Source organism: Kerstersia similis (genome assembly GCF_965139615.1).
Classification (GTDB): Bacteria; Pseudomonadota; Gammaproteobacteria; order Burkholderiales; family Burkholderiaceae_B; genus Kerstersia; species Kerstersia similis.
Genome location: NZ_CBCSIQ010000022.1, coordinates 44,095 through 69,204 on the forward strand (window position 1 = coordinate 44,095; position 25,110 = coordinate 69,204).

The following is a 25,110-nucleotide window of genomic DNA, read 5'->3' on the forward strand; positions in this document are numbered from 1 at the left end:
GGTCAGTTGGCGGAGGCGATCTGGGTGCTGTTGTCATCCTGCAGGGCTTGCTGATCCTGCATGTCCTGCTGGAACTGGGCCAGCATCCGGATTTGCGATTGATACGGCGCGGTAGCGCGGGCAAAGGCCTGGACTTCGGCAGCCGTCAGCTTCTGCGTGATAGGCAATGAGGCCGACAGCGGATCGACAGGCACCCCCTGGACGCGGAACTCATAGTGCAGGTGCGGCCCGGTAGCCCAGCCGGTGGCGCCGACATAGCCGATCTGTTCGCCCTGGCTGACGCGGCGGCCTTTGGTCATGCCGGCTGCCAGGCGGCTTTGGTGTGCATAGAGCGTGGAATAGCCGCCAGCGTGCTCGATGATGATCACGTTGCCATAGCCGTTCTGCCAGCCGGCAAAGCTGATGGTGCCGTCGCCGGTGGCGTGAATCGGTGTGCCGCTCGGGGCGGCGTAATCCACGCCTTTGTGGCCTACCCATTTGTTCAGGATCGGATGCTGGCGCATGCCGAAGGTGGAACTGATGCGGCTGAACTTCAGTGAGGTGCGCAGGAATGCGCCACGCAGGCTGTTGCCTTCGAAGTCATAGTAATTGCCGCGCTCGTCGCCATTGGGGGAGTACCAGGCAGCACTGTGCTGCTTGCCGCGATTGGTGAACTCCACGGCCAGGACGCGGCCGGAACCCACGGGCCGGCCTTCGAACATGCGTGCTTCATAGACGACCCGGAATTGGTCGCCTTGGCGGATGTCCTTGAGGAAGTCGATGCGGCTGCCGAGGATTTCCGCGATCTGCTGCGTAATGCCGTCGGGAATGCCTGCGCGATCGGTGGCGCCGAACAGCGAACTGCGGATTTCACCCATGCCGACGCGTACCTGGCGTTCCGGCGTGACTTTCAGTTCCTTGGCGCTGAAGCCGTCGTCTGCGCGGCGGACTTCCAGCAGTGCGGTGACGGGCTGGCTGTTTTCCGTGGTTTGCGGGGTATGGATGTAGCGCAGCCAGTTCAGCTGGCCGTTTTCGTCCAGCGACGCCTGCAAGGAACGGCCAGGGTAGAGCCGATAGATGCTGCGGGCATCCGGTTCGTGCGTCAGGAAAGCCAGCAGGCCCGGTTCGTCGATGTGGAGGCGCTTGAGCACCTGAGCCAGCGTATCGCCGCTGCGGATGCGGGTTTCATGGACAAAGTCTGCTTCTGTGGCAGCTTCATCCGCATTGGTCAAGGCCAGCGGCAGGGTTTCGCTCAGCATGCGTTGCTGCACCTGAACGCTGTTATCCTTGCTGGGTTGAACCATGCCGATGGCTGCTGCCGCGCCGAACATGGCGAAAGCGCCCAGAAGGGCGACTCGGCGGAAGCGGCTGGAGAAGTTGTTGCGTGGCTGGCTCGATCCGGAAGAACGGAGAGTCCGTAGCCTGTTTTGCGTGTCGGGAGACCTGCCGGTCATCGCTGGAGCCCTATTGCCAAGGTTTGGGAACAATGCATGGCAGACCAGGTGGCTCCAGGAGAAGTTCCCGCGAGTTGGCCAGGCTGCCAGAATAAATTCGAGGGGAGACTGCGAAGCAGAAATCTCCTGGCGCGTTATGATTGCCGGGAGAATTGCGCGACAAGGTGCGATAACACCTTGAATTTAGCCTTTTTTAACATGCTTACAGCCGCCAAGGCTACCATTTACCCAATGTCCTCATCTTCTGAAACAATTTCCCCCCAAACTCAGGATGCTCTGAAGATCATCCGCCGCGGTTGCGATGAGTTGCTGGTTGAATCCGAACTGGCTCAGAAACTGGAAAAGAGCCGTGCCTCGGGTGAGCCGCTGCGGATCAAGCTGGGGCTGGATCCTACCGCGCCTGATATCCATCTGGGCCATACCGTCGTTCTGAACAAGCTGCGCCAGCTGCAGGACCTGGGCCATAAAGTCATTTTCCTGATCGGCGATTTCACCGCTACCATCGGCGATCCTAGCGGCCGCAACAGCACTCGCCCGCCGCTGACGCGCGAGCAGATCGAAACCAACGCCCAGACCTATTATTCCCAGGCCAGTCTGGTGCTCGACCGGTCTCGCACCGAAGTCCGCTATAACTCGGAATGGTGCGATTCGCTGGGCACGCGCGGCCTGATTCAGCTGGCATCGCGCTATACCGTGGCGCGCATGATGGAGCGCGACGATTTCACCAAGCGCTTCAAGGGCGGAATTCCCATCTCGGTGCATGAGTTCATTTATCCGCTGCTGCAGGGGTATGACTCGGTGGCGCTCAAGGCCGATATGGAGCTGGGCGGAACCGACCAGAAGTTCAACCTGCTGGTGGGCCGCGAATTGCAGAAGGAATATGGCATGGCGCAGCAATGCGTGCTGACCATGCCGCTGCTGGTCGGTACCGACGGCGTGGAGAAGATGTCCAAGTCCAAGGGCAACTACATCGGCGTGACGGAAGCGCCGGATTCCATGTTCGGCAAGCTGATGTCGATTTCCGACACGCTGATGTGGAAATATTACGAGTTGCTTTCTTTCCGGTCGCTCGAAGAGATTGCTGGCTTGAAGGCGGAAGTCGAAGCCGGCCGTAATCCGCGGGATGTGAAAGTGCTGCTGGGCCGTGAGCTGGTGGAGCGTTTCCATGGTGCGGCTGCAGCGGAGTCGGCTGCCGAGGCATTTGATGCCCGTTTCCGTGATGGCGCCGTGCCGGAAAACATGCCGGAAGTGACCATTGCCGGCGCGCCGCTGGGCATTGCCAAGGTCTTGCGTGAAGCGGGTCTGGTGCCTTCGGGTACCGAGGCCAACCGCAACATCGAGCAAGGCGGTGTGCGGATTGATGGTCAGCGAGTGGAAGATCGCGGGCTCACGCTCGACGCCGGCGAATATGTGATTCAGGTAGGCAAGCGCCGCTTCGCGCGGGTGACTTTGGTCGCCGCCTGAGATTGCCGCGCCTGAACAGGCGTTTTGCCGGTCTGGCGGGCTGTGCGGCCCGCCGGGCAGCAAGCATGATCCTGGGCAGCACTGAGTTGGATGGAAATCCGGTTCAGGGCTGCCCAGGATTTTTTATTGCCGGTGCCGTCACGATGGGCGGGAAAGAGGGGTGTTCGAGAGGCATGGGCCGGTGTGCCCGGCCTGGGGGGCAAGCTGTGCCTGCCGGTGTTCCAGGGAGCGTGGCAGCACCGAAAAGGCGTATTTTCCTTATTTTCTGATGATGATTTTTACCTGCAAAATGACGTCTTTTTTACGATGAAAAAGAATATTTTGCTGTAGGATAACGTGCGGTTGCCGGTTTTGCAGGCAGCCGGGCGTGTCGCCTTGGGCGGGGCGCAATGTTCGTTTCCTAGTGCTGGGCGGCGCCGTGGCAACCCGGGTTGCCTTCTTGAAGCCGCAGTCGCATTTGTCCAGGCCGGCGTCCAGCCATTCCACGAGGAGCTGTTCCCATGAAACTCGCAAGTCTTTCCTTTGCCGATGGCGCACCGATTCCGGAGCGCCATGCCTTCGGCAAAATGGCTGCAAAATCCAAGGTCGAGCTGGCGGATAACTTCAATCCGCAATTCGCCTGGAGCGATGTGCCGGAAGGTGTGAAGTCATTCGCGTTGCTGTGCGTCGATTCGGATGTGCCGAGTGTGCCCGACGATGTGAACGTGGACGGACGCGAGGTGCCCGCCGACCTGCCGCGTACGGATTTCTTCCACTGGGTGCTGGTGAATATGCCGGCCCGTTTCCGTACGCTGGATGAGGGGCATTTCTCCAATGGCATCCGGGCGCGCGGCAAGCCCGGCCCGCATACCCACATCGACGGCGTACGCCACGGAATCAACGACTATACCGGTTGGTTTGCAGCAGATCCTGACATGTCGGGCGACTACTATGGCTACGATGGTCCGTGCCCGCCCTGGAATGACACCCGCGTGCATCGTTACGTGTTTACCGTGTATGCCCTGGATATTGAAGCGCTGGATTTGCCGGAACGGTTCGGTGGCCAAGATGTGCTGCAGGCCATGAATGGCCATGTGCTCGCCAGCGCGTCCTGGACGGGCACCTATACCCTGAACCCGGAACTGGCACCGGTGCGCATCGGGCCGCCGGCATCCTGAAGCCTGCGCCAGGATGGGGGTGGGGTGTGCCCCTGCGCGCGCTCCCTGCCATGGCGGTTGCGTCATGTGCGGTGCCTGATCCCGGTGGCCGTGGCGCACAGGCGGCGCGGCAGGCGATGCTGGTGCGTGTGCCGGCGTTGGCATGAGGCCGACGTCCGGCTGGCAGGAAGCAGGCGTGAGGCACGCTTGAGGCAGGCATCAGGCTGACCCAGGTTCGGCGAGCGCTTTTTTCGCCGGGTGCGCGCAAACGTGGCAGTTTGGCACACAAGCAGGGTTTTTTTATGCCCGATCGCTACCGGATGGTGCATTTTGCCATGCCCGGCGGGGTAAACTAAGTAGCTTCTTCGTGTTTCACCACGCTATTGAGCTCAGGACCCCCAAATGTTTGATCGCACCCGTACCCTCGATAAGGTTGACCCTGAACTGTGGGACGCCATCCAGAAGGAAGACGTTCGCCAGGAACAGCACATCGAGCTGATCGCTTCGGAAAACTATGCCAGCCCGGCGGTGATGCAGGCCCAGGGTACGCAACTGACCAATAAATACGCAGAAGGTTATCCCGGCAAGCGCTACTACGGTGGTTGCGAGTTCGTCGATATCGTCGAACAGCTCGCCATTGATCGCCTGAAGGAACTCTTCGGCGCAGAAGCCGCCAACGTGCAGCCGAATTCCGGCTCCCAGGCCAATCAGGGTGTTTACAACGCCGTCCTGAAGCCGGGCGACACGGTGCTGGGCATGAGCCTGGCGGAAGGGGGCCACCTGACTCACGGCGCCAGCGTCAATTCGTCGGGCAAGCTCTACAACTTCCATCAGTACGGCCTGGATGCCAACGAAGCGCTGAACTACGAACAAGTCGAAGCCCTGGCACGTGAACACAAGCCCAAGCTGATCGTGGCGGGTGCATCGGCCTATTCCCTGCACATCGACTTCGAACGCCTGGCGCGCATCGCCCATGAAAATGGCGCGCTGCTGATGGTGGACATCGCTCACTATGCCGGCCTGGTGGCCGGTGGTGCGTACCCCAACCCGGTACCGTACGCCGATTTCGTTACCTCCACGACCCACAAGTCGCTGCGCGGTCCGCGCGGTGGTGTGATCATGATGAAGGCCGAATTCGAAAAGGCCGTCAACTCCGCCATCTTCCCCGGCATCCAGGGTGGTCCCCTGGAGCATGTCATTGCCGCCAAGGCCGTGGCTTTCAAGGAAGCGCTGGATCCGTCCTTCCGCGACTACGCCGCTCAGGTCGTTAAGAACGCCAAGGTCATGGCGGAAACGCTGGTCAAGCGTGGTCTGCGCATCGTGTCCGGCCGTACCGAAAGCCACGTCATGCTGGTTGACCTGCGTGCCAAGGGCATCACGGGCAAGGAAGCCGAAGCGGTGCTGGGCCAGGCCCACATCACGGTGAACAAGAACGCCATTCCCAATGATCCGGAAAAGCCCTTCGTCACCAGCGGCATCCGTCTGGGTACCCCGGCCATCACGACGCGCGGTTTCGGCGAAGCCGAAGCCGAGCTGACGGCCAACCTGATTGCCGATGTGCTCGACAATCCGCATGACGCCGACAACATCGCCAAGGTGCGTGCCCGCGTCAGCGAGCTGACGGCCCGTCTGCCGGTCTATAAGTAAGCCTGGGTGCTGGGCGCTGCCTGCCGGGCAGCGCCGGTCCCGGAGGAACGCGGCTCGTATCGGATGCGAGTCGCGTTTTTGCATTCTGGAAACAGGAGAATGACAGCGTGAAATGCCCTTTTTGCGGCCATCAGGATACCCAGGTGCTGGATTCCCGCGCCATGGAGGAAGGACAGACCATACGCCGTCGGCGCCGCTGTCTGGCCTGCGAACGCCGTTTTACGACTTTCGAACGCGCTGAACTGGACTTGCCCTACATTGTGAAGCGCAATGGCAGCCGTACCGATTACGACCGTGCCAAGCTGCGCGCCAGCCTGAGCCTGGCCTTGCGCAAGCGGCCGGTTGCCACGGCAGATGTGGATGCGGCCGTTGTGCGTATCGAAGAGGCACTGATGACCAGCGGCCTGCGTGAAGTGCCCAGTTCGCGGGTAGGGGAGTTGGTGATGCAGGAGCTCAAGAAACTGGATCAGGTGGCATATGTGCGCTATGCCTCGGTTTACCAGAGCTTCGAGGATATCGGTGAGTTTGTCCGCGCCATCCGTGCCATGCAAGGGCCGCGTGAGGACGGCGTGAAAGACAAGGCGCCGCAAGACAAGGCCTGAGGCTGGCGCGCTCAGACGGTTGGCGTCACGCTGCATCACGGTGGCTGTCGTGGCTGGCGCGGCGGGAAAAGGAACAGAATGCAGGATCAGGATATTGCCTGGATGCGCCAGGCGCTGGCTTTGGCCGAGGAAGTGACCAACATCACGACGCCCAACCCCAGGGTGGGCTGTGTCATTGTGCGTGATGGCGTGGTGCTGGGAGTGGGCGCCACACAGCCTGCAGGCGGGCCGCATGCCGAGGTCCGGGCGTTACGGGATGCGGCGGCTCGCGGAGCCGATGTGCGCGGCGCCACGGCTTATGTGACGCTGGAGCCCTGCAGCCATTTTGGCCGAACGCCGCCCTGCTGCGATGCGCTGGTGGCGGCAGGCCTGGGGCGTGTGGTGGCGGCCATGGGTGACCCGAATCCGCTGGTCAATGGGCGCGGCATGGCGCGTTTGCGGGCGGCAGGCATAGAGACTGCATCCGGGGTATGCGAAGAGGCGGCCCTGGCGCTCAATATCGGTTTTGTGGCGCGGATGAGCCGAGGTACCCCTTGGGCATGGCTCAAAACCGCTGCTTCGCTGGATGGGCGCAGCGCGCTGGACAATGGCCGGTCACAATGGATCACCGGGCCGCAGGCGCGCGAGGATGGCCATCGCTGGCGGGCCCGCAGTTGCGTGGTCATGACCGGTATCGGCACGGTACTGCACGATAATCCCAGGCTCAATGTGCGGGCGCTGGAAACGCCCAGGCAGCCTCGCAAGGTGCTGATAGACGGAGAACTGCGTCTGCCCGAAGACGCCTTGCTGATCGAAGGTGCGCCCTTGCTGGTGTTTACGGCCAGCGATGACGCGGCCAAAGCGGAACGTCTGGTGCGGCGCGGGGTGACGGTGATCCGGTTGCCGGGAGATCGGCCGGGCACGGTGGATTTGCCTGCCGTCATGCAATGGCTGGCGCAGGATGGCGTCAACGAGGTGCATGTCGAGGCTGGTCCGGGCCTGAATGGCGCCCTGTTGCGTGCTGGGTGCATAGATGAATTGATTTCCTATGTCGCGCCCGTGTTGTTGGGCGATGCGCAGCCCATGGCGCGCTTGCCTGCGCTCGATGATCTGGCTCAGGCGCAGCGTTTTGAATTCACCGATATGGCGCGCCTGGGAGCCGATCTGCGCTTGCGTGCCAGGGTGGCGGAAAACTGGAATGCCTTGCGTGATCGGGTGCGCCTGGCCTGAACTCGCCTGGGGGCAAGAGTCCGGATTCCCCGATGCGGGCCGCGGTGGCAACGGATGGGGCAGTGGGTGGAGTATTCTTCCAGAATTGCAATGCGCCGGCGGGAGGCTCGCCGGAATCAAGTGGGAGGGGGCGCCCTTCTTCATGGAAATATTCAGCAGGAGCAGTCATGTTTACTGGAATCGTTGCCGCAGTCGGACATATTGAAACCGTGGCCCCCCTGGGGGCGGATGCCAATGCCGGGGTTCGTTTGGCGATACGCGCCAACGCGCTGGATCTGTCCGATGTCGCGTTGGGAGATTCGATCGCCATTCAGGGCGCTTGCATGACGGTGGTGGAAAAAACCGATGCGGGTTTTCTGGTGGATGTATCGCGTGAGAGCTTGAGCCTGACCGTCGGTCTGGATGCGCCGGGAGACGTCAACCTGGAAAAGGCGCTGCGTGTGGGGGATTACCTGGGCGGCCACATCGTATCAGGGCATGTGGATGGTCTGGGCACGGTGGTGCGCTTCCAACCCGTGGGGGAATCGCACGAGCTGGTGTTGCGGCTGCCTGCCAATCTGGCGATTTACCTGGCATACAAGGGTTCGGTGACGGTCAATGGTGTCAGCCTGACCGTGAACCGGGTGCAGGACTTGCCGACGGGTTGCGAAATTTCCATCAACCTCATCCCGCATACCGTGGCGGTCACGACATTGCGTCACCTGCATGCAGGGGACAAGGTCAACATCGAAATCGACACCATCGCACGTTATGTGGAACGCATGGTGGGTGTGCGCAACCAGATTGCCGTCACGGATTAAGGCCCGTCCTGAATTTTCAGGGCATGGCAGCAGAATTTCGTCTTGCGCGGTGAAAAAGCTGCAGACGATAGCGAAAGTTTGCTAGAATTACGGATTCTCGTGATCCGTAGGGTTTCCCTGCGGCGCGTAGCAGGACAGGTGGCCGAGTGGTTGAAGGCGCACGCCTGGAAAGCGTGTATACGTGAATAGCGTATCGGGGGTTCGAATCCCCCTCTGTCCGCCAAGAATTTCTTATAAGCCGTTGATTTCTTTGTTGAAATCAACGGTTTTTTATTTTCAGCCCCACATGCGGCCCCACATTATGCAGCGGCTTGAGGACGTTGCAGCAATGTTGCGTACGTGTCTGTGTTCTCTGAATGGGCATCACGCCAGCGGCGGTGATGTTTATGAAGCACACAGGAAGAGCCCACCCCACTACCGCAGCGGCCTCGCGTAGTCGGGGGGCGTTCTGGTGGCCACCAGCGGTCAAGTTTGCTCGATTTGCTGAGCTGAAATTTATTTTTCATGCCGTGCCTACGCTGATAGTTCAGGGTCAAACTCTGCGCATCTGTGCAGGGTGTGGATGGTTGTAGTGCCAACTGTGGCGATACGCTGGCGGCAACGGTTAGCGTAAAAGCTGTGGCACTCTGCGCAGCTTCGTCGGTCGTCTAGCTGGCTGTCTCGGCTAGCAAGCCTGTCGGCCAGGGCGGCGGCTTGCTGGTCGGCTATGCCCTTAGCCTGAAACGCTTGTACGCGTCGGGCATGTAGTGCCGTTTCCTGCTCGGTGTTTGCCGTATGCACCAGCCGTAAAGTAGGCCGCTCAATTTTGGGGTTTTGGGTACTTGCGACTGTGACACTTGCGACTCTTGCGACACTTGGGGGCGTTTTAGGCTTATCTGTCGCACCTGTCGCAACTGTCACTGTCGCAACATCTCCGTTTAAGGCTTCTTCCCACATCGCCATCAGTCCCATGATTCGCCCCCATTTAAGAGTTTGGGATTAATCACAATGAGTTTTTGCCTGCCGTCCTGTACTGAGCTAGCGCGTTCAGCGTCGACCAGCTCTTGCAGCACTGGCGTTAACTGTTCGGTGCGGCGCAGCTTTGAAGATGGAAATTCACGCAGCACGTCGCGGGTGCTAACCCGATTTGTGCGCCGTTCATTGCACCGGTCGATAAGCCACGCATCCAGCCGGGCCGCAAGGCTTGTTGCCGGGTTTTGTGACAGTTCTGTGAGCAGCCGTCTAGATTCGCCTAGATGCCACATGGCTACCATGCAGGCTGAGTCCATGGCGTGGACGCCAATGCTGTCATCCGTGCCATGTTGGTACAGGTGGAACAGGGCGGCAATGCGTGCTGCGTTGTCTGCGGTTTTGCTGGCTACGTCCTTCACCTCGGCAAGCTCGCCAAACGGAGCTAGCTGGCTTTCGATAAGGTTGTAGAACCGTATCCATATCTCTTTTGCTTCTCGGGAAAATTCCAGCATCGTGGGCGCTACGCCATTGCCGGTTTCATCGAACGTTATAGGTTCGGTCAGCAGTTGAGTGATTCGAGCATTGAACCCGGCAAGGCCTGCCATCGCATAATCAGGCTCTTGGTATTGGCGGGTGCCTTGCGTCGAGGTAGGCCACGCCACCAGAAACCGTGCAAGAAACCCGCTGCCGCGAGCAAGGTCACCAGCCTTGCCCATGAAACCAGCCAGGACGGGCAATTGCACTTGCAGCGATACAGTCAGGCGGGCATTGCGAACGGTGAAGCCTTCCACGCTACGGCGGCTTACCTTGTGCGTGCCGCCATCCCACAGCACATTCAGCGCGGCAAGGTTGCGCATAACCGAATCTGCGCCCATGCCGTGCGAACCGAATACCGTACCGGCTTCGCTACTGACTATGCCAGCACTGGGCCATTTTTTTGCCAGCCCATGCGTAAGGGCTTCGGGCGTGGCATCGCCATACAGAAGCTCAGGCACTTTTGGTGCTTCCGGCTTGGTTTGCTCCAAATCTTGCAGGGTGTTTTCAAAGTCTCCCGTCGACTGGCCACGCTTGGTCGCTGCCTTGATGGCCTCCATCACCCCGGCCTTTTTCGCAGTCCATGCCTGCATGTCAGCGAGATATGTATCTACCTCCGGCTTCATGGCTTCGGTCTGGGCGATTTCATACTCATGTATGGCGCGGGTAAAGAAACCGTCCACTGTGCTTTTGCGTTCGCCGGAATCGGCCAGCACCAGGGCAAACAGAGATACTGGCCCTGTCAGTTGCGGATTGCGGACGACATTGATATGCGCCTGCGCGGCCAATGACAATGCGGTGAGTGCGCTTGTTGCCACCATCGGCACGGGTGCCTTGGTCGTTGCATGAACATCTGCTACAGCGACGCGCATGCCTTCGGGCAAGGCGTTCAGGGGGTACGGCTCGGCTTCGTATTGCTTGCCCTCCAGCGGTAGCGGGTCGGCCCATTCTGTCACGGGTGCGGCGTCGGGGTTGAACACTTCCATAACGGCGCTCATACAGTCGCCTCCTTTGCAATCAATTCGTCGTTCCAATCGCCAATGCTGGGCGGGGTGTGTATGCGTGCGGTGAAGCCCTGCACGGTCAGGCGCCTTGCCAAGTGTGCGGCGGCTTTCTGTCCGGTTTGGTTTGCGTCGTTGTCAGCGAACACATACACATTACGAACACTGGGGGGCGGTGCGAAGCTGGCCAGCCCATGAGCAGATACGCCAGCCCATACCGGCAAACCAAACCGGATTGCAGCAGCTAGCGCCGTTTCTATCCCTTCCGCTATGCCAATACCGAGGCGGCCATCGCTGCGAGTTACGGGGGGAGCAATCTTGATGCTTGCGCCCCCCATCACGCCAGCCGGTGAGCATAATTTCTTGACGCTAGGCACGGATGCTTTACGGCCATCAGGCGTTATATAGGTACGATGTATCGTTACAAGCTCATCAGTTGGCGAAGTCACGGCGGCGAGCATCGCAGCAAACGTACCGATGCAGTGCCCTTCGTGCCAAAACTCCAGCCCTGTATGAAAACGCAATGCGCGTGTTATCGGAACTGTCAGCCCGCGGTTACTTAGGTAGCGGCCTGCCGGGTCATTGTTAGTAATCGGTGTAGCACTATTCCAAAGAGCCATCAGCCTGTTGCGATTAACTACCCATTGGCGGGCCTGCTCTTGTAGACGCTCTTGCTGGGCACGCTCGATCATGCATTTTGTATTGGCGCGTTGCTCTGGCGTTTGCGGCTTATTACCGCCAGATACCCATACGTTACGTTTGCCAGTGCGCCAGTCTCCATATACGCAGGTCATTAGGTCTGTATTGTCAAAGACACGATACCAGCCCGATTTTTGCGAACCCTTGTCGCTATCGTTTTTGCAGCGGATTAAGCGGCCAGATTCCAAGCCGTCTATTTTCAAGCCTGCGTCTTGTAGTGTGCGTATTAGTTCGATGCGGTTAGCCATGATGCCCCCCTTTTTTCGACTCGAGCCATGCGTCCAAGTCTGCACGCATCACTGCAGTAGAGTTTTCTCCCAATTTGAAGGTGCGGGGAAAAGTTGGGTCATTCTTGGCAAAGCGCCAGAAAGTAGGTACGGAAAATCCGCAGTAAGTGGCGGCCTGTGTAGGCCGCAAAACAGCAGGAATAATGTCCACGATGTACGACTCCAAAAGATGCTGTGAGGCCGATCTAGACATGAGCTCAAGATGTGTCTTGATTTGCCGTGCAGCGATAGGAGTCATTTGTACAAACGAGCTTGTAGCGTAGCGGTGCTGCTCTACAAGGCTGTACATTTCATTTCTTTTTGTTTCTTTTTATTTCTTTTTGCCAGTATCCAGTTCGGAATGACTCTTTGGTTAAGCTGGCTTCTGCTTCGTCAATGCCGCTGTAATGTAAGAGGTCGTCCCCATCGCGGTATATATCTACACTGTGATCCGAGTCGGGAATCGCCTGCCACGCCTGGGAAAAATTTTCGTACTTTGAGAAAAGATCGTTCGCTAAGTTTTGCGCCCATATTTTTAGGCGTGGTTTGGCAGCATTGCTCCTGTTTGTTTTAGATTGATGTTGTAACTTGGTGTGTGCAGCTTCTGCCGCAAGAAGACCGAACATTCTTTGGCGCTGGTAGGACTCTTCCTCAATAGTGCTTGATAGCGCCCATTTTATTCTGGCGTAGGCTGTTTCCAAATCTCGAGTCGCTGAGGAAAATCTTTTGCTAAACATCACTGGCCATACTTCAGGCGTTATTTTTAGAATATCAAGGGAGTAATCATTTTGTGGTGAATAGCAGGGTGTGATGAGTTTGATTTCTATGAGCTCATTCTCGGTGTATCCTAAGTCTATGAGTTTTTGTGCCTGAGTAGTATCCAAAAATAGATTGGCTTGATTTTTAGTCATTTAGGTTTTTGAATTGTATTGGTACGTACTATTTATGGCTCCACTGTTTGGTGTCAATCACTTTTATATGAATGCCGATTGCGTTTTCGTTGTAGATAAGAGTGTGTTTTAGTGAAAAAACATAGTCACCGGGTGGGATGTTTCTATTACTTGCAGGCCACCATTCATAAACTTGCAGCGGGTTTTTTTCTTTATCGTAGGAGTAAATCTGTAGCATAACCCCAATGGGTGTCTGGCATTGATTCACAAGCGTTGCTGCTCCATCTAGATAATGACAGTGTTGGGATTCGCAATTGTCTTTTGTGAAGTAGGTGTTGCCATGCTTTATGCCTATATCTTCTATAGTGCAGCTCGCTAGGGCGCTGTTGCATGTAAATAGTGACAGAACAGACGCAGCTGAGATGCTCAGAATTTTTACTCTTGATATTGGCTTGATTTTATGATGATATGCCATGTGGTGAATTTGCTGTAAGGTTGATGGCTTTATTGCGTGGATTTGTTTCTTATATCAATGTCGGATGTGTATAGCTCAGCGGCGTAGCGTGCTTGTTCTGCGCAATTGAGCATTCCGCCGGTTCCTCGAACTGTATTTACTGCGTTTGAATATATTCTTGCGGCATGGGCGAATTGAATATCCGTGTATTGCTTATATGTTTCTGAAAATGAGGTAAGTTGATTGGATTTTGCTTGCAGGCAAACAACATGCCAAAGTGTGCGGGCATCTTCGTTGGCTTGATGGATGGTGTATGTGGACTTCGATGGGCTTTCTAGTAGGAAATAGTATTCATCGAAGTTTTTCGCATTGCTTTTTGATTTTGCGTAGTTTATGGATTTTATTGCGTCAGATTTTAATTTTTCGGGGCTGATGTTTTGACAGTTGGGGCCTCCCAGGAATGTGGATGTTCGCACGTGCCAATGGACTGTGCAATTATTTGAGTATTCATATTTATAGCCTGGCATGTAATCCCAATATTCCATCGGCAATCGGTCGGAGATGCTTTGGTCGAGGCCGTGCGCACTGATGCTATTGGATTCTGAGTGGGCGGAGAGTGAAGTAAGTAAAAGGATTATTCCAATATTCGTTTTCATAAAACCGCCCTTTCTACTGTTTGTACGTTTATTTTAAAAATGGTTGGCTGATGAAATGGCCCCATGCCTGCATCATATCTACGCGTGCATTGAGTCTGTCTGTCCGTTCGTATGCTGCCTGCACTTTGTTGCTGATGGTGTGAGCTAAAGCTCGTTCAGCAATCTCTGTACTATAGCCCTGATCCGCTGCCCAGTTACGGAAGCTGGATCTGAAACCGTGTGCGGTTGCCACGCGGCCTGGAGTATCGCTTTTCGCTTTGGCTTTGCGTAACAAACTTGTCAGTGCCATGTCTGAAAGCTGTTGTCCACGGATAGCAGGAAAGATCAGTGTGTCAGGTGCTGGTGCAGGGTTGCTACATAATTGGGCTTTCAATAGTGCGACGGAAGCATCTGATAGTGGAACGCGGTGGGCTGTGTTGGCTTTCATCCGTTCTTTAGGAATGATCCACAGTTTGGTGTTCAAGTCGATTTCTGCCCATGTTGCGCCTCTGACCTCGCCGGATCGCGCTGCCGTCAAGATGGCAAAGAGTAATGCTGCTCTGGCTCCCAGCACTGGCGGGCTGTGTAGGTGTTCAGCCACAAAGCTCGGCACATCACGCCAAGGCATTGCGGGTTGATGGCGTGCGCCTGTAGACGCTGGTTTGCTTGGAAGCAGGCGGCTCGCCACATCTAACGGGTTCGCTGAAGTATGGCCTTGAGCCCAGCACGCGGCCATCACATCGGCGCAGCGCATTTTGACGCGCCGGGCTGTTGCTGGAATTGCAAGCCATATAGGGTGCAGTGCGTTGGCGAAATGTTGCGGCGTCAAAGCATCAACTCGCAAAGCACCTATATGTGGGAACACATGCTGTTCCAGGCTGCTGATCCATTGCGCACGATGTTTGGCATTTCTGAAGGATGGCGCTACGACTGCCCAACGAGTCCGCGCAGCCTCTTCGAACGTGGGAATAGCGCGCTTTGTATCGCGTGCCATGATTGGATCGTCACCCGCTGCAATTAGCTTGCGTGCTTGATCGCCAGCCTCTAATGCGGTGGCTACTCCAACATCGGGAAACACTCCTAGCCCCATGTCCCGGCGTTTGCCGGTCACAGGCGACACAAAGCGCAGATTCCATTTACCACGTCCTGCGGTCGTGGTGGGTTGCAGCGTCATGCCTGTGATGCCACAAGGAATAGGTGCCCCCTCAGGCTTGATTGCCCTAGCTTGCCTGTCAGTGATTCGTGCCATATCAGCCCCACATATAGCCCCACACTCGGGGCGAGATGTCATGATATTGGATGATGTGGTATTTTTCTACAAAGCTATGATTTATATTGTTTAATTTGCTTTTTTGATATGGGTTGATCTTTCTTGATTCAGGAAATAGGCGGCCCCTCTGTCCGCCAAGCATTTCAAGCCCCTGAGCAATCAGGGGCTTTTTCTTTTCCAGCAGCCTGTTTCGCCACTTGGCCCGACGACAGTGGCGCGAGAGGGGTTTAGTGGCGGGGCTAATGGGCTAATGGCTTGTGGACGGATGATCGGTGCCCTGGTGTGCGGTGTCCGGCACGAATCCAATCCGCAGCACATTGCCTGACGCCTCGTCGGTCAGGACCTGCAGCGTCCAGCCCAGGCGTTCGCCGATCAGGCTGACGATGAACAGCCCCAGACCGGAGAGCGACAAGAGTTCACTGGCATCGGCCTGCGGGTCGTTAAGGTAGGCGCGATAGGCCTCGGGCAGTCCCTGGCCGTGATCGCGGATATCGACATATCGGGTTTCCAGCAACACCTCTACGCCGGCGTCGGTATGCTGCAGGGCGTTCTGAATGAGATTGCGCAATAGCATTTTGACCAGCACCGGGTCGGCTTGAACCTGGGGCTGCGCTGCCAGCTTCAGTTGCAGGCGCTGCGGTACCTCGGGCAGATGGCGGGTGAGGTCGCCCTGGATGTCCTGGATGAGGTCTGCCAGGCGAACGATTTCACGCCGGTCGCTTTGCGCCTTGCGCCGGGTGAGACGCAGGATGATGTCGATATTGGCAGCCATTTCGTCAACGGCACGGCGCATGCGCAAGAGCGGTCCCTGGTCGGCGTGGCCCAGGCCCCCACGCCGCTCGATGACATCCAGGGCGCCTGCAATGACGGCAATGGGGGTGCGCAGTTCGTGGCTGGCCAGCCCCATCAGGGATTGTTCGCGTTTGACGTAGGTTTCCAGCTCATGCAGGAACAGATTGAAGGATTGCGCAATCGTTTTCAGTTCTGCATCCTGGTAGTCATCATCGACGCGCTGCATGCGCGGAGCCGGTTTGGTGTCCCGGATCTGGCGCGCGAGCTGTTGTACGGGTGAAACCAGCCGTTTGCCGGTCAGCCGTGCCAGGAAAATTCCCAGTGCGATGACGGCCAGCCCCAGCAGTAGCAGGAAACGGTGGAATTCGTCCTCGCGGGTTTCAAACAGGGAGATGTCCTTGGCCAGATACAGTCGTCCGCTGTTGACCGTGCTGGCAGTGATGAGAAAGGTGCTCTGATCGACTTCGACTTCACCGGAAAAAGGAAACGGCAGGCCGCGGAACAGCGCTGGCATGCGTTCGTCGGCCTGCATGCCTGAAGGAACGAAGTAGGCAGTCAGGGTGGCGATGTCCCACACCAGTATTTCATTGGGTCGGGCATTGTCCAGCAGGAAGTCGCGCTCTGTCTGCATGTCCATTTCCAGCAGGGATTCTTCCAGCTTCTCGTTGGCGATCAGTACCGAGGCGACCGTGACGATGAAGGTGATGAGAATGGCGCCCAGAACGGTGCGGCGGATGCGGCGTTCGATGGTGCTGGCGCGTTGCTGTCGAAGGAAGGCCATGTGTCAGTCCGCCTCCGGTGGCGTGATGCGGTAGCCGCGGCCGTGCAAGGTCTTGATGACATTGGCGCCCAGGTGCTCCTGCAGCAGCTTGCGCAACAGGTAGATATGGGTGCGCAAGGTGTGCGGTTCAACTTCCTTGTCGCCCCAGAGACTTTGCGCCAACTGGTCATAGGACACGAAGTTGGGATAGGCGCGGATCAGGATTTCCGTGATGTTTGCCGGCATGCCGGAGAGTTGCAAAGGCGCACCCTGCCCCAGGCGGATATGCAGGGTGCCAGGGTCGAAGGCAATGCTGCCGGCGTGCAGCACCGGGGTGGCGCTTGTGCTGCGCCGGTACAGGGCTTCGATGCGTATGGCCAGTTCCTTCAGATGGAAGGGTTTCACGAGGTAGTCGTCCGCGCCCTGGGTAAAACCGGTGACCTTGTCGTCGATATGGTCCTTGGCCGTCATCATGATGATGGGGGTAGCGCAGTGCAGGTCGTTGCGGATACGTTGACACAGCGTGAAACCCGATATGCCGGGCAGCATGATGTCCATGACAATGACGTCGTAGTCATGGGTCGAGGCCAGATGCAGCGCAACCAGACCGTCGGCGGCGAAGTCCAGCAGGTAGCGGTCGTCTTCCAGGAAATCGCCGATATTCGCCGCGAGCGCGGCGTTATCTTCGATGACCAGCACACGGATGCGCTGTTCGTTCATGGATGGCGATCTCCTGATTGGCGAAGGGAGGCAGTTGGGGGGCGGGTGGCGTACACCAGGGAGTATCGCCGGTTTTTGAATAGTACCGGGCTGTTGGGCGGCAGGCCGGCTTGTTCGAGGTGATTGTTTTCCACGGATAGAAAGACACCGGCCGGGTGTTGCGCCAGGAATTCCTGGGTGATCGGGCCTTGATGCAGCTTGGCGGTGTCCCTGGAGTAGTAGCGGGCGGAAAATGGCAGCTTGTTCTGGTAGTAGAGCTGCTGGCCGGCTTGCGCGTGGGCTTGCTGCACGGCAATCAGGCTGCGCTCGTTTTTCAGGATGTCGGGATTGGCCAGGACGGCAATGCCAAGCAGCAGGCCGATGGCAGGTACAGGAAGCGTCATGGCTTCCCAGCGCCAGGCGGTTGCGCGGGTGCTCGGCGCCGGCCGTGTCAGGGCCGCTGCCAGCAGGATGGCGAAGGCAGGCAGGGCGGGTTGCACGTACGTCCACAAAATGTTGCCGGACAGGCTGAAGAACAATGGTGTGGCGAGTGCCCAGAGCAGCAGCAGGCTGGTATCCGGTGCGAGGGCGCGCAGGCTTGGCCTGGCGGTACGATGTCGCCAGGCCTGGCGGGCCAGCCGGTACAGCGCATATGGGCCCCACGGCAGTGTCGCCAGCAACCAGTCCAGCCAGATGCTGCCATAGAGGCGTTCGTGGGCGCTGCCGTAGAGGTCGCCTTGCCAGCCGGGATCGACGAAGCGGTAAAAGTGCTCACCAACCATGAAGTATTGCAGGAAGCCGGGCGTTTTGAGTTCAGCCAGGACATACCAGGGGGCGCTGAGCGCGAGGAACAGCAGCCATCCTCCTGTCCAGGGCAGACGGCGCAGGCAGGCCAGCGCCGCGCTGCGTTGCCAGAGCAGCCAGGGCAGCATGACAGCCAGTACCAGGACGAGCGCCAGGGGGCCCTTGGCCAGCATGCCCAGCGCCAGTCCGGCAAAAAATGCATAGCCCCAGGCCGGGCGCAAGCCGCCCAGCTGTTTGCCGAAGCCAACCAGGCATAGTGTGACGGCCAGCGTCAGGTAGGCATCGGTCAGGACGGCACCCGCCAGGACAAAGGTGAGCAGGCAGGAACTGTAGATCAGGGTGGCATGGCGGGCCGCCATTTCGCCTATCCGCTCCCGCGTGTAGGTGTAGATCAGCATGACGGTCGCCAGCGTGGCCAGCCAGGCGGGCAGGCGGGCCGCAAAGTCGTTGTACCCGAATAGCCGGAACGAGGCGGCGGACGCCCAGAAGGCGAACGGCGGTTTGCCCCAGAACGGGACGCCGGGTTCGAACCAGGGAGTAATCCAGTCACCGCTGACCGCCATCAGGCGGGCGATCTCCGCGTAGCGGGGTTCGGATGTGTCGGCCATGGGCAGAATGGCCATCAGCGCCAGGCGCAGCCCGAAGAGCGCGGCCAGAAGCCATAGCCAGCGCGGCAGGCGATCAATGGCGGACATGCTGGTACTCCTGTACGAACGGCGCAGCGCGGCGATTGGCCTGGCTGTCAGGCGTCTGGCTGCACAGGACATCCCGGATCAGGTACACGGGGCGCTGCTTGGTTTCCATATAGATTTTTCCGACGTACTCACCCAAGAGGCCCATGGTGATGAGCTGCACGCCGCCCAGGAAGGCGATGATCGCCACGAGCGAGGGGTAGCCTTGGACAGACTCGCCGTAGAGCAGGGTTTTGGCCGCAATGAACAGGCCATAGGCCAGGCCGGCGCCAGCTACGGTCAGGCCGATGCCGGACGCCCAGCGCAGGGGTTTGATGGAAAAGGAGGTAATGCCTTCGATCGCCAGGCCGAGCAGGCCGCGGTAGTTCCATTTCGTTTTCCCTGCCGCGCGCGGTTGGCGCTCGTAGAGAATTTCGGTGGTGGGAAATCCGATCCAGGCGAAGATGCCTTTCATGTAGCGGGAGCGTTCGGGGAGTCGTTGCAGCGCCTGGATGGCGCGGGCGCTGAGCAGTCGGAAGTCGCCTGTATCCGCGGGAATGGCGACATCGCTCAGGCGGTTCAGCAGGCGGTAGTAGAGATGGGCGCTCAGGCGCTTGTGCCAGGGGTCGCCGGTACGGGAGCGGCGTCGCATGGTGACGATATCTGCGCCGGCGCGCCATGCGCGCACCATATCGGGAATCAGTTCAGGGGGATCCTGCAGGTCGGCGTCCAGGATGATGGTAGCGGCGCCGGCACAGTGTTCCAGGCCGGCGGACATGGCGGCTTCCTTGCCGAAGTTGCGGCTGAGACGAACCACTTTGACGCAGGGCTGGGAGATGGCGAGCGCTGCCAGCGCCGTGCTGCTGCCATCCGTGCTGCCGTCATCGACAAAGACGATTTCATGGCTGAGATCCAGGCCTTGCAGCACGGCGTTGACCCGTTCAAAGCACAGGGGCAGGACATCGACCTCGTTGTAGATCGGGATCAGCAGCGACAGGGCGGGCAGCCGTGCGGCGGCAGGCGCAGAGGCGTGGAGTTTGCGGATGTTGTTCATAGGAACACGAACCTCTTGGAGATCCAGTAGTTGCATATGGCCAGCAGAAAGGTGGCCAACAGTTGCGCGGGGAAGACGGGCAGCGCGAGCCCGGTATGCAGGACCACGAAAAACAGCAGGTTCAAGGGCCAGCTGACGAGGACGGAGAGCAGGTATTTCGTCGCGGCGGCGGCATGTCGCGCCGGGGAATGGAAGGTGTAGCGGTACTGCAGGAGGTAGTTGGCCAGTGCCCCGGCCAGTGCGCCCGTCGCCGTGGCTGGCGTGGGGGCCAGCCCGGTGTGCAGCAAGGCCAGCATGAGCAGGTAATGCAGCGCTGTGGCAATGCCGCCATTCAGGCAGAAGCGGACGGTCTGATGCCGGGTGGAGGAAAGCAGCTGCGCACGCATGACGAAAACGATCCGAAGTGGGGCAAGGGGCGCAGGCGCTTGTGCGCCAGCGGGTCTATGCCGATGGATCGTAGATTTCGAGGCGTCGAAAATCCGTCAAGGAAAAATGAAAAGCGCGTCAAATCGCCAGCAGGCGCCAGGCACTGCGTGATGGCGGCGTGACGGTAGGTTTGCGGCGGGCTGCGTGATCGGCATGCCGGCCATCCGGCCTCGGGCATGGATCAGGGGGCCGGGCGAGGGTGCCCGGCCATGGGGAAATGATCCGGGCGGGCCGGATGGTTTTGCGGCGTGCCTGGATTAAGGCAGGCCTTTAGAGCGCGCCACCTTGCTGAAGCTTGCGTCGAACCACTTCCTTCTGGGTCAGCGGCTTGATGGGATTGTCCTGAAAGGCCTGCATGAAGTTGTCACTCGTGCGCATGATGTGGGTCCAGAGCACGGTTTTCAGGCGCGAAATCTTGTTTTCACGGATCAGCTGGATCAGCATCGCATGGTCGTGCATGGAGCGCCTGGGTTCATTTTTGGCATGCAGCGCCAACTGGGTGCGTAGCGTGGCGACACGGCCCGTAATCATGCGATAGCCTTGCATGAGGTAGCGGTTGCCGGCATTTTCCAGAAAGGCCAGGTGATATTGCGTGTCCAGCTGGCCGTAGATACGGATGTCGCCGTCGGCGACGGCCCGTTCCATTTGCACCAGCAGCCGCTCCAGCGCCGAGGCCAGGCTCAGCGGATTGCGCATGACGGCCAGCTCGGCCGCCTGCAGTTCCAGACAGGCGCGGTATTCGCACAGTTCAATGATGTCTTCCAGCGAGGGCGTGAAGACGTAGGTGCCGGATTTGGGCACGATGTTGACCAGCCCTTCGAGCTGCAACAGGTTCAAGGCTTCGCGGATGGGCGTGCGGCTGACATCGAAGGCGGCCGCCAGATTTTCCTCCGACAGGGCTTCGCCGAAGTCGAAGGCGGCATTGATGATGGCATCCCGGATCTTGTCTGCGACTTCAGCGGACATGGAGGATTTGGTAGCGGTGCTTTTAGTTGGAGTCATGACAGAACGGTCGAATGGCGTTTTGGCACATGGTCAATGGTTGGCCAGGAAAACGAGATAGCAGACGCGGGTGGCGGGAAGATCCCGGCCGGCAGGAACAAGGTTCCGGCACCGGTGGCCGTGGCTGGCAGTCATGGTCCGCTTTGATTATTGCTCACAATCAGGCCTTGTTCAATGTAGCGTTATGGTAACGCAGCTGCCATCGGGGGCGTTGGAGGGGGCTGCTCGCTAACCCGAATTGCATACTAGTTCTGCTATGCTAAGATCTTTGAAAACAGATAGCAGGCCCAGGGAGACGCAGGTGGTACAGACATATGATCAGTCCTGGTTTGCAGGGCGAGTCGTGGTGGTGACGGGAGGCGCCTCCGGAATCGGGCGGGCCATCGTGGAGCGGCTGTTGGCGCTGCAGGCGCGGGTGTCGGTCTGGGATATCCGGGAGGACAGGCTGGCGGTTTTGCGTCGTGAATATGGCGAGCAGATCCTGGCGCTGGCGGTGGATGTCAGCGATAAGGCGGCGGTTGATGGCGCCGCCGATCAGGTCGTGGCGCAGTGGGGCGGAATCGCCCATCTGGTCAACAATGCAGGCATTATCGGCCGGCGCATGACCCTGGCCGATCTGGATCCAGCCGAACTGGATCGCGTGCTGAATGTGAACCTCAAGAGTGTCTTTTTCGCCACGGCCGCCTTCGCGGCGCGCGGGGGCGGGTTCACCGAACGCTCCATGGTTTCCATGGCATCCATCGCGGCACGCACGGGCGGGATGGTCGGCAATATGGTCTATGCCGCCACCAAGGGGGCCATCGCAACGCTGACGCAATCCTTTTCCAAGGAGCTGGCGCCTGCCGTCCGCGTCAATGCCTTGTCGCCCGGCATTATTGATACCGAGATCCAGATGGACTCGCTGGGCGACCCGGCCGCCATTGCCGCGCTCGCAGACATCATTCCCATGCGCCGTTTGGGCGCGCCGGCCGAAGTGGCCGAAGCGGCGGTCTGGCTCTTGTCGCCCGGCTCGTCATATATCACTGCCAGTATGCTGGATGTCGCTGGCGGCCGCTGAGCCTGAGGCCAGGAGTCTGAAGAATGTCGATCTTGAAGGAATTGTTGAACGCGGGCAGGCTGATCCAGGCGCCGGGTGCGTCGGATGCGCTGACGGCCCGCCTGGTGGAGCAGGCCGGCTTTCCCGCTGTGTACATGACCGGTTTCGGTGCCACGGCCACCACCTTGGGTATGCCGGATCTGGGGCTGATGACACAGACCGAAATGCTGGACCACGCCCGGCGCATGGTGCGGGCCACGGCTTTGCCTGTGATTGCAGACGCCGATACCGGTTATGGCGGCATCAATAATCTGCTGCGCACGGTAGAGGATTACGCGCAGGTCGGGGTAGCTGCCATTCACCTGGAAGATCAGACCTTGCCCAAGCGCTGTGGGCAGCTCAGCGGCGTGCAGTTGGTGGAGGCCGAGGCGCAGGTGCGTACGCTCAAGGGGGCGGTGCGTGCCCGGGCCTGGTCGGAGATGCTGTTGATTGCGCGTACCGATGCCTTGGGGGTGCATGGCGTGGAAGAAGCCGTGCGCCGCGCCAATCTGTATGCGGAAACCGGGGTGGACCTGGTATTTGTCGATGGGGTGAAGACCATCGCGCAGGCCGAGGCGATTGCACGCCAAGTGCCCGGCCGCAAGGTGCTGAGCATTGTGGACGGCAATGAAACCCAGAAACTGACGGCAACCGATATCAGCCAGATGGGGTTTGATATCGTGTTCTATGCACTCTCGACGCTGCTGGCGGCCGCGCGTGCGTCGGCCAGTGTGCTGGACGCCTTGCGCATCAATGGCAACACCATGGCGGTTGCGGAAGATCTGGCGACCTACGGGGATTTCATGAAGATGGTGGGTTTGCACCGCTATCACGATTTCGAGAAGGAATTCGGCCAGGCCTGATCGGGCGATAGAGCCGGAGACAACAAGGAGAGGAGCTGGAAATGAAGAAACTCGCAATGATCAGCGGCCTGGCGCTAGCCCTGACGATAGGGGTGTCCACCGTCGCCAATGCTCAGGAGCGCGTGCGCTGGCGCATGCATTCCGCTTATGCCAAGGCCATGCCGGTGGCGGGCGCGACGGCGTTTCAGATCGGTGACGAGGTCAAGTTGCTGACGGATGGCAAATTTGATATTCGTGTGTTTGAACCCGGTGCCATCGTGGCTGGTACGCAGTATTACGATGCGGTCTCCAAGGGCGCAATTGACGCGGCCTATGGCTCTCCTGGCTTCAACGTCGGCAAGAATTCTGCCTACGCGTTCTTCGCTGCGGTTCCCTTTGGCCCCGGAGCAGGTGAAATGCTGGCCTGGCTGCGTTATGGCGATGGTTTGAAGCTGGCGCAGGAAATGTACGCCCGCGACAATATCCACATGCTGCCCTGCGGCATTTTGCCGCCGGAAAGTGGCGGCTGGTTCCGCAAGGAAATCAAGTCGCTGGATGATCTGCGCGGCTTGAAGATGCGTTTCCTGGGCCTGGGCGCGAAGGTGATGGAAGAGTTCGGCGTTTCCACGCAACTGCTGGCGCCGGGCGAAGTCTATCAGGCGCTGGAATTGGGCACGCTCGACGGCGCCGAGCAATCCGTGCCGGCGATTGACCGAGGCCTGGGTTTCTATCAGATCGCCAAGTTCAACTACTTCCCCGGTTGGCACCAGCAATCCACGGTGCAGGAGCTGCTGATCAACAAGGATAGCTGGAACAAGTTGAATCCGGCCCAGAAGACCATGATAGAAATGGCCTGCGACCGCGCGCTGGTGGATCAGCTGGCGGCTGGCGAGGCGGGGCAGTACGCCATCATGCGCCAGAACGAGGCCGACGGCGTACAGATCAAGATGTGGCCGGCCGACATGCTGGAGGCCTTCAACAAGGCCTGGGACAAGGTCGTGCAGCAGGAAGTGGCACAGAACCCGGATTCGGCCAAGGTCTGGGATAGCCTGTCCAAGTTCCGTGACGACTACAAGATCTGGGGCGAGCGCGCCTATCTCAAGTAAGCGTTCTCAGGTTCGCAGTGCCCGCCGTGGCACTGCGCGTTACCCTGAGGCAAAAGGCCGCCGGTATCCGGCTGGCCTCCCGCTGGAATCCGATGGCTGATCGTGGAGCCCGCCATGCGCCAGTTACTTGTTGTGTCAGATATGCTGTCCAGACTGTGCGCGGGGGTGGCGCGGCTGGGCTCATGGCTGATTCTTCCCCTGATTCTGGTGATCGTCTATGACGTCGTCACCCGCAAGATCGTTTTCGTCCAGCAGTGGGTCATGAACAGCTGGCTGTACGAATACATTTCTCCGACCAAGCTGCAGGAAGCCGAGTGGCACCTGCATGCCATGATTTTCCTGATGGCCTACGCGCTGGCCTATCTCAACAGTGCGCATGTGCGTGTGGATATCTGGCGCGAAAAACAGTCGGAACGCCGGCGCGGCTGGATGGAATTGATCTGCATCCTGGTGTTCGCCTTGCCGTTTTGCAGCGTCCTGGTGTACGAGGCCTGGCAGTTTGTCGTGAATGCCTATGTGCAGGGCGAAGGTTCGCCGGCCCTGACGGGGATTCCGCATCGCTGGGTGATCAAGTCGTTTCTGCTGCTGGGCGTGGCGCTGCTGGTGCTGGCCTTGCTGGCGACGCTGCTGCGTCTGGTGATTTTCCTGTTCGGGCCACAGACCTTGCGCCCCGAAGCATTGGCTCGGTTGGGCATGATCCGGCAGCCGGTGGAAGAAAAATCGCGTGACTCTGCCGAGGTGCAGTGATGGAAGCGCTCTATAACCATTTCTATGACTACCTGGGCGGCTATATGTTCATCGCCCTGGCCGTCTTTGTCTTCACCGGTTTCCCGGTGGGGCTGGTGCTGGGCGGGCTGGCGTTGCTGTTCGCCCTGGGTGGGATCGGGC

25 protein-coding genes and 1 tRNA gene are annotated in these 25,110 nt (G+C 59.0%); 12 read left to right on the forward strand and 14 right to left on the reverse strand.

Features of this window, described 5'->3' with window-relative positions; translation table 11 throughout:
• Positions 1 to 2 precede the first annotated feature (2 nt).
• Positions 3 to 1,433 (reverse strand): M23 family metallopeptidase, encoded by a 1,431-nt coding sequence (locus tag ACNA1V_RS13305; RefSeq protein WP_415834085.1) that lies wholly within the window; start codon positions 1,431 to 1,433, stop codon positions 3 to 5.
• Between the two features lie 231 nt (positions 1,434 to 1,664).
• Between ACNA1V_RS13305 and tyrS the strand changes: the two genes are divergently transcribed.
• The 8 genes from tyrS to ACNA1V_RS13345 all read left to right on the forward strand — a co-directional run bounded on the left by tyrS (position 1,665) and on the right by ACNA1V_RS13345 (position 8,514).
• Entirely contained in the window at positions 1,665 to 2,897 is a 1,233-nt protein-coding gene (gene tyrS, locus ACNA1V_RS13310; RefSeq protein WP_415834086.1) for a tyrosine--tRNA ligase, read from the forward strand.
• Between the two features lie 90 nt (positions 2,898 to 2,987).
• Positions 2,988 to 3,227, forward strand: a complete 240-nt coding sequence (locus tag ACNA1V_RS13315) for a hypothetical protein (RefSeq protein ID WP_415834087.1) — start codon at positions 2,988 to 2,990, stop codon at positions 3,225 to 3,227.
• Between the two features lie 170 nt (positions 3,228 to 3,397).
• On the forward strand, positions 3,398 to 4,054 hold the full coding sequence (locus ACNA1V_RS13320; RefSeq protein WP_415834088.1) for a YbhB/YbcL family Raf kinase inhibitor-like protein: 657 nt from the start codon (positions 3,398 to 3,400) through the stop codon (positions 4,052 to 4,054).
• Between the two features lie 381 nt (positions 4,055 to 4,435).
• On the forward strand, positions 4,436 to 5,680 hold the full coding sequence (gene glyA, locus ACNA1V_RS13325) for a serine hydroxymethyltransferase (protein WP_415834089.1): 1,245 nt from the start codon (positions 4,436 to 4,438) through the stop codon (positions 5,678 to 5,680).
• Positions 5,681 to 5,787: 107 nt separating this feature from the next.
• Positions 5,788 to 6,282 (forward strand): transcriptional regulator NrdR, encoded by a 495-nt coding sequence (nrdR, locus tag ACNA1V_RS13330; protein WP_415834090.1) that lies wholly within the window; start codon positions 5,788 to 5,790, stop codon positions 6,280 to 6,282.
• 78 nt (positions 6,283 to 6,360) lie between these two features.
• On the forward strand, positions 6,361 to 7,491 hold the full coding sequence (ribD, locus tag ACNA1V_RS13335) for a bifunctional diaminohydroxyphosphoribosylaminopyrimidine deaminase/5-amino-6-(5-phosphoribosylamino)uracil reductase RibD (RefSeq protein ID WP_415834091.1): 1,131 nt from the start codon (positions 6,361 to 6,363) through the stop codon (positions 7,489 to 7,491).
• 167 nt (positions 7,492 to 7,658) lie between these two features.
• Positions 7,659 to 8,291: a riboflavin synthase gene (locus tag ACNA1V_RS13340; protein WP_415834092.1), complete on the forward strand. Its 633-nt coding sequence runs from the start codon at positions 7,659 to 7,661 to the stop codon at positions 8,289 to 8,291.
• Between the two features lie 132 nt (positions 8,292 to 8,423).
• Positions 8,424 to 8,514 (forward strand) — tRNA-Ser (locus ACNA1V_RS13345).
• Between the two features lie 718 nt (positions 8,515 to 9,232).
• On the opposite strand, the gene ACNA1V_RS13350 is transcribed toward ACNA1V_RS13345, so the two are convergent.
• The 13 genes from ACNA1V_RS13350 to ACNA1V_RS13410 form a co-directional block, all read right to left on the reverse strand.
• Positions 9,233 to 10,774, reverse strand: a complete 1,542-nt coding sequence (locus ACNA1V_RS13350; protein WP_127772959.1) for a YfjI family protein — start codon at positions 10,772 to 10,774, stop codon at positions 9,233 to 9,235.
• Complete coding sequence (locus ACNA1V_RS13355; RefSeq protein ID WP_415834093.1) at positions 10,771 to 11,724, reverse strand: DUF7146 domain-containing protein; 954 nt, start codon at positions 11,722 to 11,724, stop codon at positions 10,771 to 10,773. Before ACNA1V_RS13355 ends, ACNA1V_RS13350 begins: the two co-directional genes overlap by 4 nt.
• Positions 11,717 to 11,914 carry a helix-turn-helix transcriptional regulator gene (locus tag ACNA1V_RS13360; protein WP_415834094.1) on the reverse strand — a complete coding sequence of 66 codons (198 nt, stop codon included), beginning with the start codon at positions 11,912 to 11,914 and terminating at the stop codon, positions 11,717 to 11,719. The genes ACNA1V_RS13355 and ACNA1V_RS13360 overlap by 8 nt, the downstream gene beginning before the upstream one ends.
• A 139-nt stretch (positions 11,915 to 12,053) precedes the next feature.
• A complete protein-coding gene (locus ACNA1V_RS13365) occupies positions 12,054 to 12,653 on the reverse strand; it encodes a hypothetical protein (protein WP_415834095.1) in 600 nt (199 codons plus the stop codon).
• A 28-nt stretch (positions 12,654 to 12,681) separates the two neighbouring features.
• Positions 12,682 to 13,107, reverse strand: a complete 426-nt coding sequence (locus tag ACNA1V_RS13370; RefSeq protein ID WP_415834096.1) for a hypothetical protein — start codon at positions 13,105 to 13,107, stop codon at positions 12,682 to 12,684.
• A 29-nt stretch (positions 13,108 to 13,136) separates the two neighbouring features.
• The gene (locus ACNA1V_RS13375; RefSeq protein ID WP_415834097.1) at positions 13,137 to 13,742 is read right to left on the reverse strand and encodes a hypothetical protein; all 606 of its coding nucleotides are present in this window, start codon (positions 13,740 to 13,742) and stop codon (positions 13,137 to 13,139) included.
• 28 nt (positions 13,743 to 13,770) lie between these two features.
• Positions 13,771 to 15,012 carry a tyrosine-type recombinase/integrase gene (locus tag ACNA1V_RS13380; protein WP_415834098.1) on the reverse strand — a complete coding sequence of 414 codons (1,242 nt, stop codon included), beginning with the start codon at positions 15,010 to 15,012 and terminating at the stop codon, positions 13,771 to 13,773.
• Positions 15,013 to 15,238: 226 nt separating this feature from the next.
• Complete coding sequence (locus tag ACNA1V_RS13385; protein WP_415834099.1) at positions 15,239 to 16,564, reverse strand: sensor histidine kinase; 1,326 nt, start codon at positions 16,562 to 16,564, stop codon at positions 15,239 to 15,241.
• Between the two features lie 3 nt (positions 16,565 to 16,567).
• Entirely contained in the window at positions 16,568 to 17,263 is a 696-nt protein-coding gene (locus ACNA1V_RS13390) for a response regulator transcription factor (protein WP_415834100.1), read from the reverse strand.
• On the reverse strand, positions 17,260 to 18,741 hold the full coding sequence (locus ACNA1V_RS13395) for an ArnT family glycosyltransferase (protein WP_415834101.1): 1,482 nt from the start codon (positions 18,739 to 18,741) through the stop codon (positions 17,260 to 17,262). Before ACNA1V_RS13395 ends, ACNA1V_RS13390 begins: the two co-directional genes overlap by 4 nt.
• Positions 18,728 to 19,771: a glycosyltransferase family 2 protein gene (locus ACNA1V_RS13400; protein WP_415834102.1), complete on the reverse strand. Its 1,044-nt coding sequence runs from the start codon at positions 19,769 to 19,771 to the stop codon at positions 18,728 to 18,730. The genes ACNA1V_RS13395 and ACNA1V_RS13400 overlap by 14 nt, the downstream gene beginning before the upstream one ends.
• Positions 19,768 to 20,157 (reverse strand): GtrA family protein, encoded by a 390-nt coding sequence (locus ACNA1V_RS13405; protein ID WP_415834103.1) that lies wholly within the window; start codon positions 20,155 to 20,157, stop codon positions 19,768 to 19,770. The genes ACNA1V_RS13400 and ACNA1V_RS13405 overlap by 4 nt, the downstream gene beginning before the upstream one ends.
• 310 nt (positions 20,158 to 20,467) lie before the next feature.
• The gene (locus tag ACNA1V_RS13410; protein ID WP_415834104.1) at positions 20,468 to 21,163 is read right to left on the reverse strand and encodes a GntR family transcriptional regulator; all 696 of its coding nucleotides are present in this window, start codon (positions 21,161 to 21,163) and stop codon (positions 20,468 to 20,470) included.
• Positions 21,164 to 21,500: 337 nt separating this feature from the next.
• Here ACNA1V_RS13410 and ACNA1V_RS13415 point away from each other — a divergent pair, with 337 nt between their 5' ends.
• From ACNA1V_RS13415 to ACNA1V_RS13430, 4 genes are all read left to right on the forward strand, one after another.
• Positions 21,501 to 22,256: an SDR family NAD(P)-dependent oxidoreductase gene (locus ACNA1V_RS13415; protein ID WP_415834105.1), complete on the forward strand. Its 756-nt coding sequence runs from the start codon at positions 21,501 to 21,503 to the stop codon at positions 22,254 to 22,256.
• Between the two features lie 23 nt (positions 22,257 to 22,279).
• Positions 22,280 to 23,137 carry an isocitrate lyase/PEP mutase family protein gene (locus tag ACNA1V_RS13420; protein ID WP_415834106.1) on the forward strand — a complete coding sequence of 286 codons (858 nt, stop codon included), beginning with the start codon at positions 22,280 to 22,282 and terminating at the stop codon, positions 23,135 to 23,137.
• A 41-nt stretch (positions 23,138 to 23,178) separates the two neighbouring features.
• The gene (locus ACNA1V_RS13425; RefSeq protein WP_415834107.1) at positions 23,179 to 24,222 is read left to right on the forward strand and encodes a TRAP transporter substrate-binding protein; all 1,044 of its coding nucleotides are present in this window, start codon (positions 23,179 to 23,181) and stop codon (positions 24,220 to 24,222) included.
• 114 nt (positions 24,223 to 24,336) lie between these two features.
• Positions 24,337 to 24,969, forward strand: a complete 633-nt coding sequence (locus tag ACNA1V_RS13430; protein ID WP_415834108.1) for a TRAP transporter small permease subunit — start codon at positions 24,337 to 24,339, stop codon at positions 24,967 to 24,969.
• Positions 24,970 to 25,110: the final 141 nt, after the last annotated feature.

Excerpts from the sequence above, each read along its gene's own strand:
- ACNA1V_RS13395 (WP_415834101.1), bottom strand. The coding sequence starts at position 18,741 with ATGTCCGCCATTGATCGCCTGCCGCGCTGGCTATGGCTTCTGGCCGCG.
- ACNA1V_RS13350 (WP_127772959.1), bottom strand. The coding sequence starts at position 10,774 with ATGAGCGCCGTTATGGAAGTGTTCAACCCCGACGCCGCACCCGTGACA.
- ACNA1V_RS13385 (WP_415834099.1), bottom strand. The coding sequence starts at position 16,564 with ATGGCCTTCCTTCGACAGCAACGCGCCAGCACCATCGAACGCCGCATC.
- ACNA1V_RS13355 (WP_415834093.1), bottom strand. The coding sequence starts at position 11,724 with ATGGCTAACCGCATCGAACTAATACGCACACTACAAGACGCAGGCTTG.
- ACNA1V_RS13370 (WP_415834096.1), bottom strand. The coding sequence starts at position 13,107 with ATGGCATATCATCATAAAATCAAGCCAATATCAAGAGTAAAAATTCTG.
- ACNA1V_RS13390 (WP_415834100.1), bottom strand. The coding sequence starts at position 17,263 with ATGAACGAACAGCGCATCCGTGTGCTGGTCATCGAAGATAACGCCGCG.
- ACNA1V_RS13315 (WP_415834087.1), top strand. The coding sequence starts at position 2,988 with ATGGAAATCCGGTTCAGGGCTGCCCAGGATTTTTTATTGCCGGTGCCG.
- glyA (WP_415834089.1), top strand. The coding sequence starts at position 4,436 with ATGTTTGATCGCACCCGTACCCTCGATAAGGTTGACCCTGAACTGTGG.
- ACNA1V_RS13375 (WP_415834097.1), bottom strand. The coding sequence starts at position 13,742 with ATGAAAACGAATATTGGAATAATCCTTTTACTTACTTCACTCTCCGCC.
- ACNA1V_RS13305 (WP_415834085.1), bottom strand. The coding sequence starts at position 1,433 with ATGACCGGCAGGTCTCCCGACACGCAAAACAGGCTACGGACTCTCCGT.
- ACNA1V_RS13400 (WP_415834102.1), bottom strand. The coding sequence starts at position 19,771 with ATGAACAACATCCGCAAACTCCACGCCTCTGCGCCTGCCGCCGCACGG.
- ACNA1V_RS13340 (WP_415834092.1), top strand. The coding sequence starts at position 7,659 with ATGTTTACTGGAATCGTTGCCGCAGTCGGACATATTGAAACCGTGGCC.
- ACNA1V_RS13380 (WP_415834098.1), bottom strand. The coding sequence starts at position 15,012 with ATGACATCTCGCCCCGAGTGTGGGGCTATATGTGGGGCTGATATGGCA.
- ACNA1V_RS13425 (WP_415834107.1), top strand. The coding sequence starts at position 23,179 with ATGAAGAAACTCGCAATGATCAGCGGCCTGGCGCTAGCCCTGACGATA.
- ACNA1V_RS13410 (WP_415834104.1), bottom strand. The coding sequence starts at position 21,163 with ATGTCCGCTGAAGTCGCAGACAAGATCCGGGATGCCATCATCAATGCC.
- ribD (WP_415834091.1), top strand. The coding sequence starts at position 6,361 with ATGCAGGATCAGGATATTGCCTGGATGCGCCAGGCGCTGGCTTTGGCC.
- ACNA1V_RS13405 (WP_415834103.1), bottom strand. The coding sequence starts at position 20,157 with ATGCGTGCGCAGCTGCTTTCCTCCACCCGGCATCAGACCGTCCGCTTC.
- ACNA1V_RS13420 (WP_415834106.1), top strand. The coding sequence starts at position 22,280 with ATGTCGATCTTGAAGGAATTGTTGAACGCGGGCAGGCTGATCCAGGCG.
- ACNA1V_RS13430 (WP_415834108.1), top strand. The coding sequence starts at position 24,337 with ATGCGCCAGTTACTTGTTGTGTCAGATATGCTGTCCAGACTGTGCGCG.
- ACNA1V_RS13365 (WP_415834095.1), bottom strand. The coding sequence starts at position 12,653 with ATGACTAAAAATCAAGCCAATCTATTTTTGGATACTACTCAGGCACAA.
- ACNA1V_RS13320 (WP_415834088.1), top strand. The coding sequence starts at position 3,398 with ATGAAACTCGCAAGTCTTTCCTTTGCCGATGGCGCACCGATTCCGGAG.
- tyrS (WP_415834086.1), top strand. The coding sequence starts at position 1,665 with ATGTCCTCATCTTCTGAAACAATTTCCCCCCAAACTCAGGATGCTCTG.